Raw genomic sequence first — 12,611 nt, 5'->3', positions numbered from 1 at the left:
GCCATTGAAACAGCTTTATTAACAGAAGTGAATTTACCTTGGTTTACCACGTATTTATCTGCGACTTTTAAAGGCTCCCTCTCTGTTATTACAGACTTTATTCATACTTGGACATCAGAAGAGGATCAACATTCGAATCTATTGGAGACATATTTACTACTCACTCGAAGTGTGAATCCTAAACGAATACATGAATTAAGAAAGTCAGTCGTTGAGGGGGGATTTGAACCTGATTTTCATACACCAATCGAAGCTATGACGTATACGACGCTACAAGAACTTGCAACAATGGTGTTTTACAATAATGTTGCTAAGGTTGCAAGTAAGCATGATCCAGATCTTGCTACGTTATTACGTCGTCTTGCCAAAGATGAGACTCTTCATTATGCTTTTTATCGAGACGTCATTCGAACACATTTGGAATTAGAACCTAATTATTGCTATCATATTGCCAATGTAATTAAGAATTTTAAAATGCCAGGTGCCGTCATGCCTGATTTTGAAAATAGAATGGCTGTAATTGCAAAAGAAGCGAACTATGGACCACTACAATATTTTGATCAAGTACTTGATGTAGTGATTGAGTATTGGGGTTTAAAAGCCCTACGACCAATTGCACCTCTAGCTGAAAAAGCAAGAATTGAGATTTTGGATTACCACACAAGATTGAAAAAAATAAGGGATCGATTTGGTCGTTTTCAAGGGAAAAACTGATCTACGTTAATGAGTAGAGGTTTCAGAATATACGAGGGGAAATTCCCCTTCCCTTTATGGGAAATCTGACACACTCCCTATGTTTTTTGTGCTATTTTTATTCGATTTGATTTTTAAAGAAAAAGTAATTGACAGCAAAAATAATTTTATGATATTATAAAATATTTGATAAAAAAACACATATATGTTAAAGTTAAGAAGGTTACCATATATGGAGGTGGATTATATGTTTCAAATTGGCGATAACATTGTTTATCCAATGCACGGAGCAGGTATAATTGAAGCCATAGAAGAAAAAGAATTCTCAGGAAAAAAACAACAGTATTTTGTCATAAAAATGTCGATCAGTAATATGCAAGTCATGATTCCTACGGGTAAAATATTGAATTCGAATATACGCCCAGTTATTGATATACTTGCATTAAAGCACATTATACACATTTTTCACCATGAAGAATCCTGTAAATTACTGCCGTGGAAACAAAGGCATAAGGTGAACACGGACAAAATAAAAACGGGTGAAATACAAGAAGGTGCTGAAGTTGTACGGGATTTAATGCGTATGAAGAAAGAAAAAGCACTCAATACAAGCGAAAAAAAATTGTTGGATGATGCATATAGATTTTTGGTCAGTGAACTAGAATTAATTAAAGGAATCACTGAAAATCAAATAAAAAGTTTCTGTTAAGGTTCATTATAAATACTGCGTTATATCCTCTAAAAACATTCTAAATCTTTCGGGAATATGATGAGTATTAAAAGCAACTCATTTCAAAGACATTCAATTTCTTCAACTTACTTTTAGAGTAGGAACCTCTTTTGTTATTACTTCAATCTAATCCATTTTTATTTTTAAATTTCTTTTACGAACGTTCGAAGTTTCATTAAATAACTCGATCAAATAGTCACTTGAATTTTTGCAATCCTCATTCACACTGGCACGGACAAGGAGCCGTAAGGATGAAAGAGAGGTAGGGCTTTCATTGTTTTAGGTATATATATCTAAGTCATTATTTCTAAAAGAAAAAACAATCAATCTCATCTCTATCTTTAAGAATTTTTACATTCACTGAGACAGTGAATAGTAATTGCTTATCTTCTTTTCATAAGAGAGATACGCGAGTTGGTAACATCTAAATATATGGTCAACGATACAAATTGATGGGATTTCTAGAACTAGAAACCATTTTTACAATTTATTTAACATAATAAGATTAAATGAAACAATAAGAAGGGGTGAAGATATGAAACGCATGCCAACGCAAGAATTAAGTAACGAGTTAAAGAAGCGGAAAGGGATTACTTCTATTAAGATTGAGCCTTATGAAAAAATTGAAGTTGGTGGAATTGTTGTAGATGGACCGGCTGTTATTTTAATCAATCAAGAATACCTGAAAATTGTTGAATGAAGAAAAGGATGATCCTTTACGAAAAGGGATGATCCTTTTTGTTTGCTGCAACTTTTATTTGATGTGTTGGGATTAAAAGGAAGGAGAGGGTCGGAATTATCATAATGGAAAGCTTAATATTGGTAGGGTTTCTTTTTACGTTATATAAATTAGTTGATAAAAAAACAAACTAATTTACATAACGTTATATTATTTCCTTTTTAAGGGTGAGATTTATTTGATAGTGAAATGGGTAATTTAAAGGAGGAATTTAGATGAATGCAAGGAAAGAACGCATAAAATACGAAAAGATGTCAAAGAATTATGACCGTATTTATTCAGTTTCGTTTATCCTATTAATTATACTTGTTTGTAGTAGTGTGATTATCATAGGAGCTACAGGAGGAAAATATGGAGTGTTTTTATTGTTAGCAATTTTACTTAACGCACGTATTACGAAAGAATCTCAAAAAAAGTATGAGCACTATTCTAATAAAGGCCGTATTTAAAATGATACATATCCAGAAACGAACAACCTAGATGTATATTCAAAATATCCCTTTATCATCTCCTATTAACTAGTAAAAGTAACTTTATATAAATAATTTTTTAGCAATGTAGAAATAGAAACCGTACCCTATTAAAATGTTATTTCCGTCCATATAATGAATTATCCTTCTAGCATATTTATAAGATTTATATCATATATTAGTAGAAAGAATGCAAGTTAGAAAGGAGTCTTATAGAATGAGTTATTTGGAGGGAAATGACTTTAGTAAACAAAATATGGTAAGTGTGCCTAATCCCTATGTATATCAGACATTACAATCAGTAATTGGTAAACATGTGGTTATTGAAACTGTAAGAGGAAATATAAGAGGGAAATTAAAGGATGTGAAACCAGATCATTTGCTCATTGAAGATACGGCGCCATATATTGTACGCATTCAACAAATTGTATGGATTATGCCAAAGCAATAATCAAATAAAAACACAGGGTTTTATCTCTGTGTTTCTTCAAATTTTCGTTTTTGAATATATGCTTGAGCATGGATAATTTCTTTCTGAAGTTCTTTTAATTCTTCCGTAGATCCGGATTCAATCGTCATGTACGTAGTAACTAGACTAATCATCATATCCATCTTCTCTACTATATTTTGAATGACCTGTTCAGATTGCTCTTTTTTAGGGTGTTGTATTGCTATTAAAGCATTTTCTATATAATTGTTCTTTCTTTGCTGGATATCATAAATAAACTGTTTTGTGTTTGAGTTCATTTGTTATTCCTCCGTTTTGGATATATCTTCTATTCTATCATATTTGAATGGAAAATATGATATTACCCTAAATTCACACCTGTCCAGGTTTTAAGGTATTCATAATGTGTTCTAAATCAACTTTGATGTACTGAGACTGTTTTTTTACTGTTCCATTTCGAAAGTATTCAGGAAACTCATTTTTGATATACACTATATTATTTAGTTTAAGTCGCGATATCATAGTATTTCTTTTGGTTTTTTATTTGATTCCAATTACAAAATTATAATAGCATTTCAATAGTAAGGCTATCTCTGTATTTTATCTTTATACCGGTATGCTATTATCTTGATATAATTATGTTGTATGTAGTAGTGACGGAAATAGTGAAAGATTTCTAATTGGTTAACATATAAAATGAACTATTTCTTCCTAACTAAAATAAATCGTGGAGAAGATAAAAGATGCAAAGAACAATATTAATTGTAGAAGATGAAGATATTTTACGTGAAATTATGAAAGATTACTTATTAAACGAAGGGTATAACGTCTTAGAGGCGATGGATGGGAAAGAAGCGTTATCTATATTTGAAGAGCATGAGGTGCATTTAATTATTTTAGATATTATGTTACCGGAATTAGATGGTTGGACGGTTTGTCGGCGAATTCGGAAGAAATCTAATGTACCTATTATTATGCTAACGGCTCGGGTGGATGAAGATGATACTTTACTTGGATTTGAACTAGGAGCAGATGATTATGTTACAAAGCCGTATAGTCCTCCTATTTTATTAGCAAGAGCAAAACGATTAATGGAAAGCCGATATTCTTCAGCTGTTAATGTACCAGCTGAAGACACATTAACGAGTAGTGGTATCCATGTACATTTTCCTTCTCGTACAGTAACTATAGATGGGGAAGACATAAATTTGACTCATACAGAATTTGAAATAGTAACGTATCTCATGCGAAATCAAGGAATTGTAATTTCGAGAGAACAACTAATCAATAAAATTTGGGGTTATGAATTCGCTGGGGATGATCGCACTGTTAATAGTCATATTCGTAATTTGCGTCATAAATTAGGACAAAAAGCAGCTTGTATTGTAACGGTTGTACGAGCTGGTTATAAATTTGAGGGACAAGTATGAAAAAAGGAATTGTATTAAAGTTATTTATGTTAACAACAGCATTATGCACACTTATTTTAGTAACTATTTTTATTGGACAAACTATATTTTTTAAGCAATACTACGCAAATCGAAAAGTTAATGATATTAAAACAAATATTCAATCCTTTGAAAAAGCATATATAAAAGCTGGAGATGATGCGAAAGTAATTCAAGAATTAGAACAAAATTTCTATCAAGAGAATGCGACATGGATTACAACGTTAGATAGTGTAGGTAATATAAAATATGCAAATGATTTTTCTATAGAAATTCAATTAGACCCAAACGAAAATAAGATATTTTCTGAACGTTCCATTCACATACCGTTGTATAGTTTTATCAATTTAGAAGATATACAGAGGATGAAATATAGTTTAGAACAAGGGAGTCATATTATTATCGACGGAGTACAGAAGGGGGATATAGTAGTCCCTGCGATGTTAACAATAAAAGAGAAGAATGTTGGGCTAGAGAACAAGCAACTGTCAGAAAGGTTGTATGGGCCAAAAGCCGTATCTTCAAAAGAAAGTTCACAATTATATTTAGCGGGAAGCATTCAAAACGTGCAATTACCGGAGGGGACTGTAGGAACGAACTTTATATATGGAAATCGTGTGCTTATAGATAGAATAAAACAATTTCAGGTTGATTTATTATTGAATCAAAAATCTAATGATGTTACTTCTACAGAAATAATGGATTACGAAGAAAATGATATTAAATATAAAGTTTTAATCAAGCCAACAAAAGACGCGGGGGGTAAGACAAACTATATATTTGCTATGACATCATTGCAACCAGTTGATGAAGCGGTACAAATGATAAAGGATTATTATGTATATTTAATTATCTTTGTATTGATTTTAATTGTTTTGATATCGTTCTATTACTCAAAAAAAATCGCCAAGCCATTATTACAAATAAATGATACTACAAAAAAAATCGCGGGTTTAGATTTCTCTGAGACGATACCTATTACTACAAAGGATGAAATAGGTGATTTATCACAAAATATTAATACACTTTCTAAAGCTTTGCATTCGTATATTCATCAATTGCAGCAAGATATAGAAAAAGAAAAGCAATTAGAGAATACACGTAAAGAATTTATCGCTGGTGTTTCACATGAGTTAAAAACACCTTTGAGTATTATGAAGAGCTGTATTTCAATTTTAGAGGATGGTGTTGCTAGTAATAAAAAGGAGTATTACTTTAAAGCAATGTCAAAAGAAGTAGATAAAATGGATATGCTCATTATTGATATGCTGGAGTTAGCGAAATTCGAATCTGGTACATATAAAATGGAAATGGATGTTTTCCATATTGATGAAATGATCGATTACATATGTGAGCAATTAACCTCGGATATAACAGCTAAGCAATTATATGTTCATAAACAACTTTCTAAAATTGAAGTTGTTGCAAACCAGCATCGCATAGAACAAGTTATAACGAACTTTATTACAAATGCGATTCGTTACACACCAGAACAGGAGAATATTATTATTTCTACAATAGAAGAGAATGAACGTGTAAAAGTATGTGTAGAAAATAAAGGGGCTCATATCGCGCCAGAACATTTAGAGAAAATATGGGATCGTTTCTATCGAGGGGATACGTCTCGTCAACGTTCAAAAGGTGGAACAGGATTGGGACTTGCTATTTCAAAAAATATATTAGAGCTACATGATGCGGAATATGGTGTTTCAAATACAGAAGATGGAGTATTATTTTATTTCTATTTAAATAAAAACGTGTAGAATTTTTTCTACACGTTTTTATTATTTTTAAACAAATTCGACACTATCTGCATTTTATCTTTACCTCTCTCTATTAATCTATTTATTGTAAACATCGGTTGAAACGAATGATTCAGTCGAATAAAGGCTCAGCCTTATAAATAATGAAAATTAATAGGGAAAGGATCGGAAAATAATGAAAGAATCACAAAATAAGAAAAAAACAAGTGTAGTAACGAAGGCAATCATATCTTTAGGAGTTGTTTTAGCGACGACCTTTTTCACATTCTTCTTAATTGGAAATTGGAACTCTACCCCAGCGAAGGGAGTAGCTAATGAAAGTAGTAAACAAGTTAATACGCAACAAGAAGAAAAGAAAAAGGAAACACCGCCAGCAAAACAGAAAAGACCTGATGGAAAACCGGTGGGAAAGGTTGTTTATTTAACATTCGATGATGGTCCTAGCGAACTAACTGGGAAATTTTTAGATGTACTAAAAGAGCAAAATGTCGCCTCGACATTTTTTATGCAAGGTAGCAATTTACAAAATACAGGTTTTCAGGAAAACGTAAAGCGAGCAGTAAAAGAAGGGCATTATATTGGTGCTCATAGTATGACACATAATAGTGATAAGTTATACAAAAAAGGACAATTTGTACCGGAGATGAAAGAAACGTTAGCTCTTATCCATAATATTACGGGTACAACTCCTAAACTAGTTCGTCCGCCATATGGATCTGCACCAGGATTAAAGGACGAGGAAATTCGTAACCAAATTGTAGAAGCAGCAATAAAAGTTTGGGATTGGACAATAGACTCAAATGATTGGAAATTAAAAGATAATCCAACTCAGATTATCGATAATGTAAAGAAACAGACAACAGAAGAAGTAGAAGTTGTTTTAATGCATGAAAAGGCGCAAACATTACAAGCTCTTCCTGAAATTATTAAATTTTATAAAGAGCAAGGGTATGGATTTGGGGTATATAATGACGAGGATCATTTTCGTCTAAACTTCCAAAAAGATCAACGTCTATAGTATAAACATAGTTATTTTAAAAAGGTGTTTTTGTTACTAAATCAATAATTAAGCCAAAAGTCGATTTCCTATACGATAAAGAAATCGGCTTTTTTATAAAGTTGACTTTTTGATCAAAAAGGTTTATTCTACTTGTGCAAGTAACGACTTGCATTCGGGTTTGGATAAAGATTATGTGAAAGTTGGATGAAACGTGAATGAAATGACAAATACATCAGAACGTATTATTGAGGCTTTTTTAGAACTATTTCGCACTCATGGCTATAAGGGAACGACGACTCGCTCGATTTCGGAATTAGCGGGCGTAAACGAAGTAACGATCTTTCGGAATTTCGGAAGCAAAAAGAATATTATGGAAAAAGCTGTCGAATCTTTATCGCGTGATATGGAATTGAATAAATTAATGCCTGGAGAGATGACTTGGAATCTTGAAGATGACTTGCTATCTATTGCAGAAGGATATCTTGCATATATAGAAAAGTTAAAGGATTTAATTTTGATTAGTTTTCAGGAAGCTGAAATGTTCCCAGAGCTTAAAGAAAAAATTGCATTAATTCCTAAACAATTAAAAGATAATTTGGTTTCATATTTTATTGAGATGAGGGAAAAGGGAAAGCTTATTGAAACTGATATGGAAGCTCAGGCGATGAACTTTATTTGGATGAATTTCGGTTACTTTCTTTCTAACTCACGCTTCGGGGACAATTTATTTTCAAATTCAAAAGAGATTTTTCTAAAACATAGTGTCCAACTATTTTCTAGGGGGCTAACTCCCTAGGTCTTTTTTTACACCAGATGCAAGTAAGTACTTGCTATAATAAAACAACAAGGAGTACGACAATGAAAACTTTAAAAAATTTCTTTAAATTCCCCCCAACATTCATTGGAATTGCAACAGCATTTGCCTTTCTGTTAATTTTCTTTTGTGTGTGGATGACTGCATACGATGGTGTTACTGATCGGGTAAACCAATTAAAAATCGGATTAGTTAATGAAGATAATGAAATGGGAACTGATATTGAAAAAAGCTTGAAGGAAAATCTGCCCTTTAAAGTTAAAAGTTATAGCTCGGTAACGCACGCCCAAAAAGACATGGATAACAGGAACTTAGATATGGTTATTCAAATTCCTGCAAATTTCTCAAGCCTATTGAAAGAAAATAATACTACAGAGATTAACTATTTCATCAATCAAGCAAACTCATCTTTGGCAAAACAGATTATGGAAGGCGCGGCAAAGGATATTACGCAAACAGTTAATAAAAATGTATATGCGTATAAACAAAAGTTTATTTCATCTAACCTATCTAACGAACTAAGTACAGTGATACCGTCAGAAGAATTGGCCCAAAAGTTATCAGAAAACATTACGAAAGCTGTAAGTTCATTAAACATTGATTCTGTGCAATCATCTGTCGAAAAAACAAACAATACAGATGGCTTTGCAGCAACCATGATTCCATTTTTAATTGTTCTTGCTTCATGGGTTGGAGCTATGCTTATGAGTTTAAATCTTAATATTGTTGCAACAATATTAAAAAACACGCACGGAAAATGGTCTATATTTTTCTCAAGACAAGTTATTAATATTGTCGTATCTGTTATTTTAGCTATTATCACGTTATTATTGATGACCGTATTTAACGTTAAATTGAATACAAGCTTATTTGAAACATGGATCTTCCAAACTCTTGTCTTTTTCTCTTTCTTAAGCGTAACACAAATGTTTATCGTTCTATTCGGTCCTGCTGGTATGGTATTTAATATCATATCACTGTCAATACAATTAGTTACTTTTGGAGTAATTGTCCCAAAAGCATTGCTATCAAATTTTTATCAAACTGTAGGTTCTTTTTTCCCTGGAACTTATGTAGCCGATGGATATCAAACAATAATTTTTGGAGGGGGAAATCTATCACACGATATGAATATTCTTCTTCGCACTTCAATTATTACCATTCTTATAGCGGTGGGGAGAATTATGCTGCAAAGAGATAGTAAAAGTGAATTGATCAAACAAACTGCCAACAGATAAAAAGCTTGTGGTACATGTATAGGCTTCTTTTTCTGGTAGCCCCCGTACCTATCAAATTAAAACATTTATAGCACCCCAGAACGAAAATCCAGTGTGTATTTGACAGACAACGGCTTGTTTTTTCGTTTTGGGGTATTTGCTTTTTATAGTTCGATGGTGATGAGGGAGCACCACATTGCTAAAAAAAGAATTAATCTAAGATTTTTTCTTTTTTAGCTATATGTGTCCTAGAAATAAGTCTATACAGTTTATCAAAAATATTTACATACCTCCTCGCAAATATGTTAGAAAAATCTTTGTAGCACTTGAAAATGTTTGATGTTTTTTCCAAAGAATATTTAGTCCAGCCTCTAGCTTAGGAGATAGGGGGCGGAAGCAAAGTGTACTTTCCTCAGACGTATTCATAAGCTTATCAATACATAATGCGTACCCTATATTTTCTTTTACGAGTAAGGATGCATTATAGAGTAAATTATATGTACCTATAACATTCAAGTTTTCAATTTCCTCTCCAAGCCATCCTGATAATTCATTACTTACAGCCGTTTGTCTTGATATGATAAGAGGTTTATTTAGTAAGTCTGTTGGATGGATATAAGCTTTTTCCGCTAAGGGAGTGTCTTTTCGCATAAGTACGCCCCATACATCAGTAGCTGGCAACTTTAAGTAGTCATATTTTTGTTTATTTGCTGGCTCAATAACGATACCAAAATCTAATAAACCACTATCTAATTTTGTTGTAATGTCATCAGCGTTGCCGCTATATAAATGAAATTTAATGTTAGGGTGATGGGCAACAACTTTTTTTATAGTTTGTGCAATGAACTGCATTGCCTCTGTTTCTCCAGCTCCAATATGAATTTCTCCACTAATAATTTCAGATTTTTGGTTAAAATTAGCTTCTGTTTTTTCTACTAAATCCACAATTTCTTTTGCTCGATCTAATAAAAACATACCTTCGTCTGTTAAAGTGATTTTTCGATTTCCTCGCACAAATAAAGTAGTTCCAAGCTCTTCTTCCAGGTTGTTTAACTGTCTTGATAATGTAGGTTGAGATAAATGCAATGCATTTGCAGCAGCAGATATATTCTCTTGCGTTGCTACCGCAATGAAGTAGCGTAATACACGTATGTCCAAAAAACTCTTCTCCTTCGTATGCCTATTTGTTATAGGAATGTATTCAATATAGGTATTTGTTATCTCAATAATACCATTTTATAATCACATTACCAAAAGCATTGATAAGAAGTGAAAGAGGAGTTGAAATGTTTTTTATGAAGAATTCAAAAAGTGTATTAATTTTTATATTAGCAGTAGGGGTTTTCGGTATTCTTAATACTGAAATGGGATATATTGGCTTGCTTCCGGCATTATCAGATCATTTTGATGTAAGTGTTTCGAAGGTAAGTTTAATGGTTAGTTTGTTCGCGCTCGCCATTGCCATTGCGGCTCCAACGCTTCCTTTAGTTTTTTCGGGTGTAAATCGAAAAACGGTTATGTTGTTCGTACTAGCAATCTTTATTATCGGCAACGTTATTTCAATTTTTACAACGAATTTTACAGTTGCTTTAGTTGCACGAGTAATTCCGGCTTTCTTTCATCCAGTGTACGTATCGATGGCTTTATCAGTAGCAGCAACTTCAGTTAGTGCAAAAGAAGCTCCAAAAGCAGTTGCTAAAGTGTTTATTGGGGTTTCAGCTGGTATGGTTTTAGGTGTACCGATTGTCAACTTTTTAGCAAATGTATTTACACTTGAAATATCATTAACATTTTTTGCACTTGTTAATATTTTTGCGTTTATTATGACAATCGTATTTATTCCCTCTATGCCTGTTCAGGAAAAGCTTTCTTATGGTTCGCAGCTTAAGATTTTAACGAAAGGTATCACATGGCTATCCATACTTGCTGTAACTTTTTTAAATGGAGCGGTATTTGGAATTTATAGTTATCTAACCGAATATTTAGATGTAGTTACGAAAATGTCGCCGTATATGATAAGTATCATGCTATTTGTTTATGGGTTAGCAAATATTATCGGGAATATTCTTGCAGGGAGATTACTGACAATAGCTCCTGTCCGTACGGTAATCATTTATCCCATTGCTCTAATGATATTATATTTTTCCTTTTTCTTTGTATCAGATCTTGCGATACCAACTGCAATTTTTATTGTAATTTGGGGTGTTTTTGGCGGGATTGGTGGTAATGTCAATCAATATTGGATGATGTCTTCAGCACCTAATTCACCAGATTTCGCTAATGGATTATTTTTAACTTCTTGTAATTTAGGGACTACAATTGGTACTGGGATCGCAGGGATAATTATTGCACAAATTGGAACGAAATATATTTTATTTGTAGGCATGTTTGCATTAGTATTAGGGTTTATTTGTATTCTGCTTCGAAATATGTTGTATAAATCTACAAATGCCTAAGTGCTATTTTGCGTTACATTACTAAGGAAAAGCGCATTTAATATAAAAGGGACTCTTAATTTTATAAGAGTTCTTTTTTGCAATCCCAATAAATTCTTCTCAATAATTGAAAATAAAATCAATCCGGATTATTATATTGTTATTGTAAATTTATTTTATTGAAGGAGGATACATAGATGAAAAGCTCAAAAGGCTCTATTGAATCAGAGATAAGCAAAGCAATTACTCACTGGGAAAAGGACTACCTAGGACGCGGGTCTATATCCGTTAAGACAGATATATTACGGGATATGATTATCGTAAATTTACAAGGTGTTTTAACGCCGGCTGAATATAGTGTTTGCGAAACAAAAGACGGTATGCTAACGATAAAGAAGAATCGTTCGGAGCTAGTTGAATCTGGAATTGATGATCTGAAAGAGATTATACTAGAATTAACTGGAGAGAAAGTGAAAAGCTTTCATACGGATATAAGCTCCCGTACAGGCGAACGAGTGATGATTTTTAAATTGCTTCATAATCTTGAGGAGAAATTTTAAAAATACCTTAAGGTTAGTGGAAGGATTAAGAAACCTACAAGTTTTGCACTTTATTAACAGGCTAATAATTAAAAACTTGAAGTTATTTAGGTATAATAAATCGTAATTCAAATAACTCTTAAAAAACGGATAAAGAAATTGACAAACTGCTAAATATGGTTTATCTTATAATTGTTTTAAAAAATTGATAGACGCTCATTTTAACAGCTTGCTATAATTAAGGCTTTAGCATTTTTTTAATATGTAATATTGACTACATGAAAAAGTTTCTTAATTAAAAGATAGCGTATAACA

General features: G+C 32.4%; 14 protein-coding genes. 12 read left to right on the top strand and 2 right to left on the bottom strand.

Annotation, left to right across the window (positions count from 1 at the left end; all coding sequences use genetic code 11):
* From ABWK52_RS20955 to ABWK52_RS20935, 5 genes are all read left to right on the top strand, one after another.
* Nucleotides 1-714: acyl-ACP desaturase (locus tag ABWK52_RS20955; protein ID WP_353772110.1), on the top strand; the 714-nt coding region annotated here is incomplete at its 5' end.
* Between the two features lie 226 nt (nucleotides 715-940).
* Nucleotides 941-1,402 carry a CarD family transcriptional regulator gene (locus ABWK52_RS20950; protein WP_000486305.1) on the top strand — a complete coding sequence of 154 codons (462 nt, stop codon included), beginning with the start codon at nucleotides 941-943 and terminating at the stop codon, nucleotides 1,400-1,402.
* A gap of 556 nt (nucleotides 1,403-1,958) precedes the next feature.
* Nucleotides 1,959-2,123, top strand: coding sequence for a BC1881 family protein (locus ABWK52_RS20945; protein ID WP_000827566.1), 165 nt, complete (start codon nucleotides 1,959-1,961; stop codon nucleotides 2,121-2,123).
* 254 nt (nucleotides 2,124-2,377) lie between these two features.
* Nucleotides 2,378-2,611, top strand: a complete 234-nt coding sequence (locus ABWK52_RS20940; RefSeq protein WP_000993974.1) for a hypothetical protein — start codon at nucleotides 2,378-2,380, stop codon at nucleotides 2,609-2,611.
* Between the two features lie 238 nt (nucleotides 2,612-2,849).
* The gene (locus ABWK52_RS20935; RefSeq protein WP_000120817.1) at nucleotides 2,850-3,083 is read left to right on the top strand and encodes a YuzF family protein; all 234 of its coding nucleotides are present in this window, start codon (nucleotides 2,850-2,852) and stop codon (nucleotides 3,081-3,083) included.
* A gap of 20 nt (nucleotides 3,084-3,103) precedes the next feature.
* Here the strand turns inward: ABWK52_RS20935 and ABWK52_RS20930 are convergent, their stop codons facing one another.
* Complete coding sequence (locus ABWK52_RS20930) at nucleotides 3,104-3,379, bottom strand: hypothetical protein (RefSeq protein WP_353772109.1); 276 nt, start codon at nucleotides 3,377-3,379, stop codon at nucleotides 3,104-3,106.
* Between the two features lie 444 nt (nucleotides 3,380-3,823).
* Here ABWK52_RS20930 and ABWK52_RS20925 point away from each other — a divergent pair, with 444 nt between their 5' ends.
* The 5 genes from ABWK52_RS20925 to ABWK52_RS20905 all read left to right on the top strand — a co-directional run bounded on the left by ABWK52_RS20925 (nucleotide 3,824) and on the right by ABWK52_RS20905 (nucleotide 9,343).
* Nucleotides 3,824-4,510, top strand: a complete 687-nt coding sequence (locus ABWK52_RS20925; protein ID WP_001189873.1) for a response regulator transcription factor — start codon at nucleotides 3,824-3,826, stop codon at nucleotides 4,508-4,510.
* Entirely contained in the window at nucleotides 4,507-6,291 is a 1,785-nt protein-coding gene (locus tag ABWK52_RS20920; RefSeq protein WP_097797467.1) for a sensor histidine kinase, read from the top strand. The genes ABWK52_RS20925 and ABWK52_RS20920 overlap by 4 nt, the downstream gene beginning before the upstream one ends.
* Before the next feature lie 175 nt (nucleotides 6,292-6,466).
* Entirely contained in the window at nucleotides 6,467-7,309 is an 843-nt protein-coding gene (locus ABWK52_RS20915; RefSeq protein ID WP_061654890.1) for a polysaccharide deacetylase family protein, read from the top strand.
* 193 nt (nucleotides 7,310-7,502) lie between these two features.
* On the top strand, nucleotides 7,503-8,087 hold the full coding sequence (locus ABWK52_RS20910) for a TetR/AcrR family transcriptional regulator (RefSeq protein WP_001004645.1): 585 nt from the start codon (nucleotides 7,503-7,505) through the stop codon (nucleotides 8,085-8,087).
* Between the two features lie 62 nt (nucleotides 8,088-8,149).
* Nucleotides 8,150-9,343, top strand: coding sequence for a YhgE/Pip domain-containing protein (locus ABWK52_RS20905; protein ID WP_000854132.1), 1,194 nt, complete (start codon nucleotides 8,150-8,152; stop codon nucleotides 9,341-9,343).
* A gap of 261 nt (nucleotides 9,344-9,604) precedes the next feature.
* On the opposite strand, the gene ABWK52_RS20900 is transcribed toward ABWK52_RS20905, so the two are convergent.
* On the bottom strand, nucleotides 9,605-10,480 hold the full coding sequence (locus tag ABWK52_RS20900; protein WP_061654889.1) for a LysR family transcriptional regulator: 876 nt from the start codon (nucleotides 10,478-10,480) through the stop codon (nucleotides 9,605-9,607).
* A gap of 128 nt (nucleotides 10,481-10,608) precedes the next feature.
* Here ABWK52_RS20900 and ABWK52_RS20895 point away from each other — a divergent pair, with 128 nt between their 5' ends.
* Nucleotides 10,609-11,778, top strand: coding sequence for an MFS transporter (locus ABWK52_RS20895; protein ID WP_000465842.1), 1,170 nt, complete (start codon nucleotides 10,609-10,611; stop codon nucleotides 11,776-11,778).
* A 176-nt stretch (nucleotides 11,779-11,954) separates the two neighbouring features.
* Nucleotides 11,955-12,317 (top strand): DUF2294 domain-containing protein, encoded by a 363-nt coding sequence (locus tag ABWK52_RS20890; RefSeq protein ID WP_000842548.1) that lies wholly within the window; start codon nucleotides 11,955-11,957, stop codon nucleotides 12,315-12,317.
* Nucleotides 12,318-12,611: the final 294 nt, after the last annotated feature.

The organism is Bacillus sp. AP50 (assembly GCF_040492675.1).
In the GTDB taxonomy this organism is placed as follows: Bacteria; Bacillota; Bacilli; order Bacillales; family Bacillaceae_G; genus Bacillus_A; species Bacillus_A cereus.
The sequence above is the reverse complement of the archived record's forward strand: the minus strand, read 5'-3'. Positions and strand labels throughout refer to the sequence as shown.

Coding starts and splice junctions, on each gene's coding strand:
- ABWK52_RS20950 (WP_000486305.1), top strand. CDS start 941: ATGTTTCAAATTGGCGATAACATTGTTTATCCAATGCACGGAGCAGGT.
- ABWK52_RS20945 (WP_000827566.1), top strand. CDS start 1,959: ATGAAACGCATGCCAACGCAAGAATTAAGTAACGAGTTAAAGAAGCGG.
- ABWK52_RS20940 (WP_000993974.1), top strand. CDS start 2,378: ATGAATGCAAGGAAAGAACGCATAAAATACGAAAAGATGTCAAAGAAT.
- ABWK52_RS20935 (WP_000120817.1), top strand. CDS start 2,850: ATGAGTTATTTGGAGGGAAATGACTTTAGTAAACAAAATATGGTAAGT.
- ABWK52_RS20930 (WP_353772109.1), bottom strand. CDS start 3,379: ATGAACTCAAACACAAAACAGTTTATTTATGATATCCAGCAAAGAAAG.
- ABWK52_RS20925 (WP_001189873.1), top strand. CDS start 3,824: ATGCAAAGAACAATATTAATTGTAGAAGATGAAGATATTTTACGTGAA.
- ABWK52_RS20920 (WP_097797467.1), top strand. CDS start 4,507: ATGAAAAAAGGAATTGTATTAAAGTTATTTATGTTAACAACAGCATTA.
- ABWK52_RS20915 (WP_061654890.1), top strand. CDS start 6,467: ATGAAAGAATCACAAAATAAGAAAAAAACAAGTGTAGTAACGAAGGCA.
- ABWK52_RS20905 (WP_000854132.1), top strand. CDS start 8,150: ATGAAAACTTTAAAAAATTTCTTTAAATTCCCCCCAACATTCATTGGA.
- ABWK52_RS20895 (WP_000465842.1), top strand. CDS start 10,609: ATGTTTTTTATGAAGAATTCAAAAAGTGTATTAATTTTTATATTAGCA.
- ABWK52_RS20890 (WP_000842548.1), top strand. CDS start 11,955: ATGAAAAGCTCAAAAGGCTCTATTGAATCAGAGATAAGCAAAGCAATT.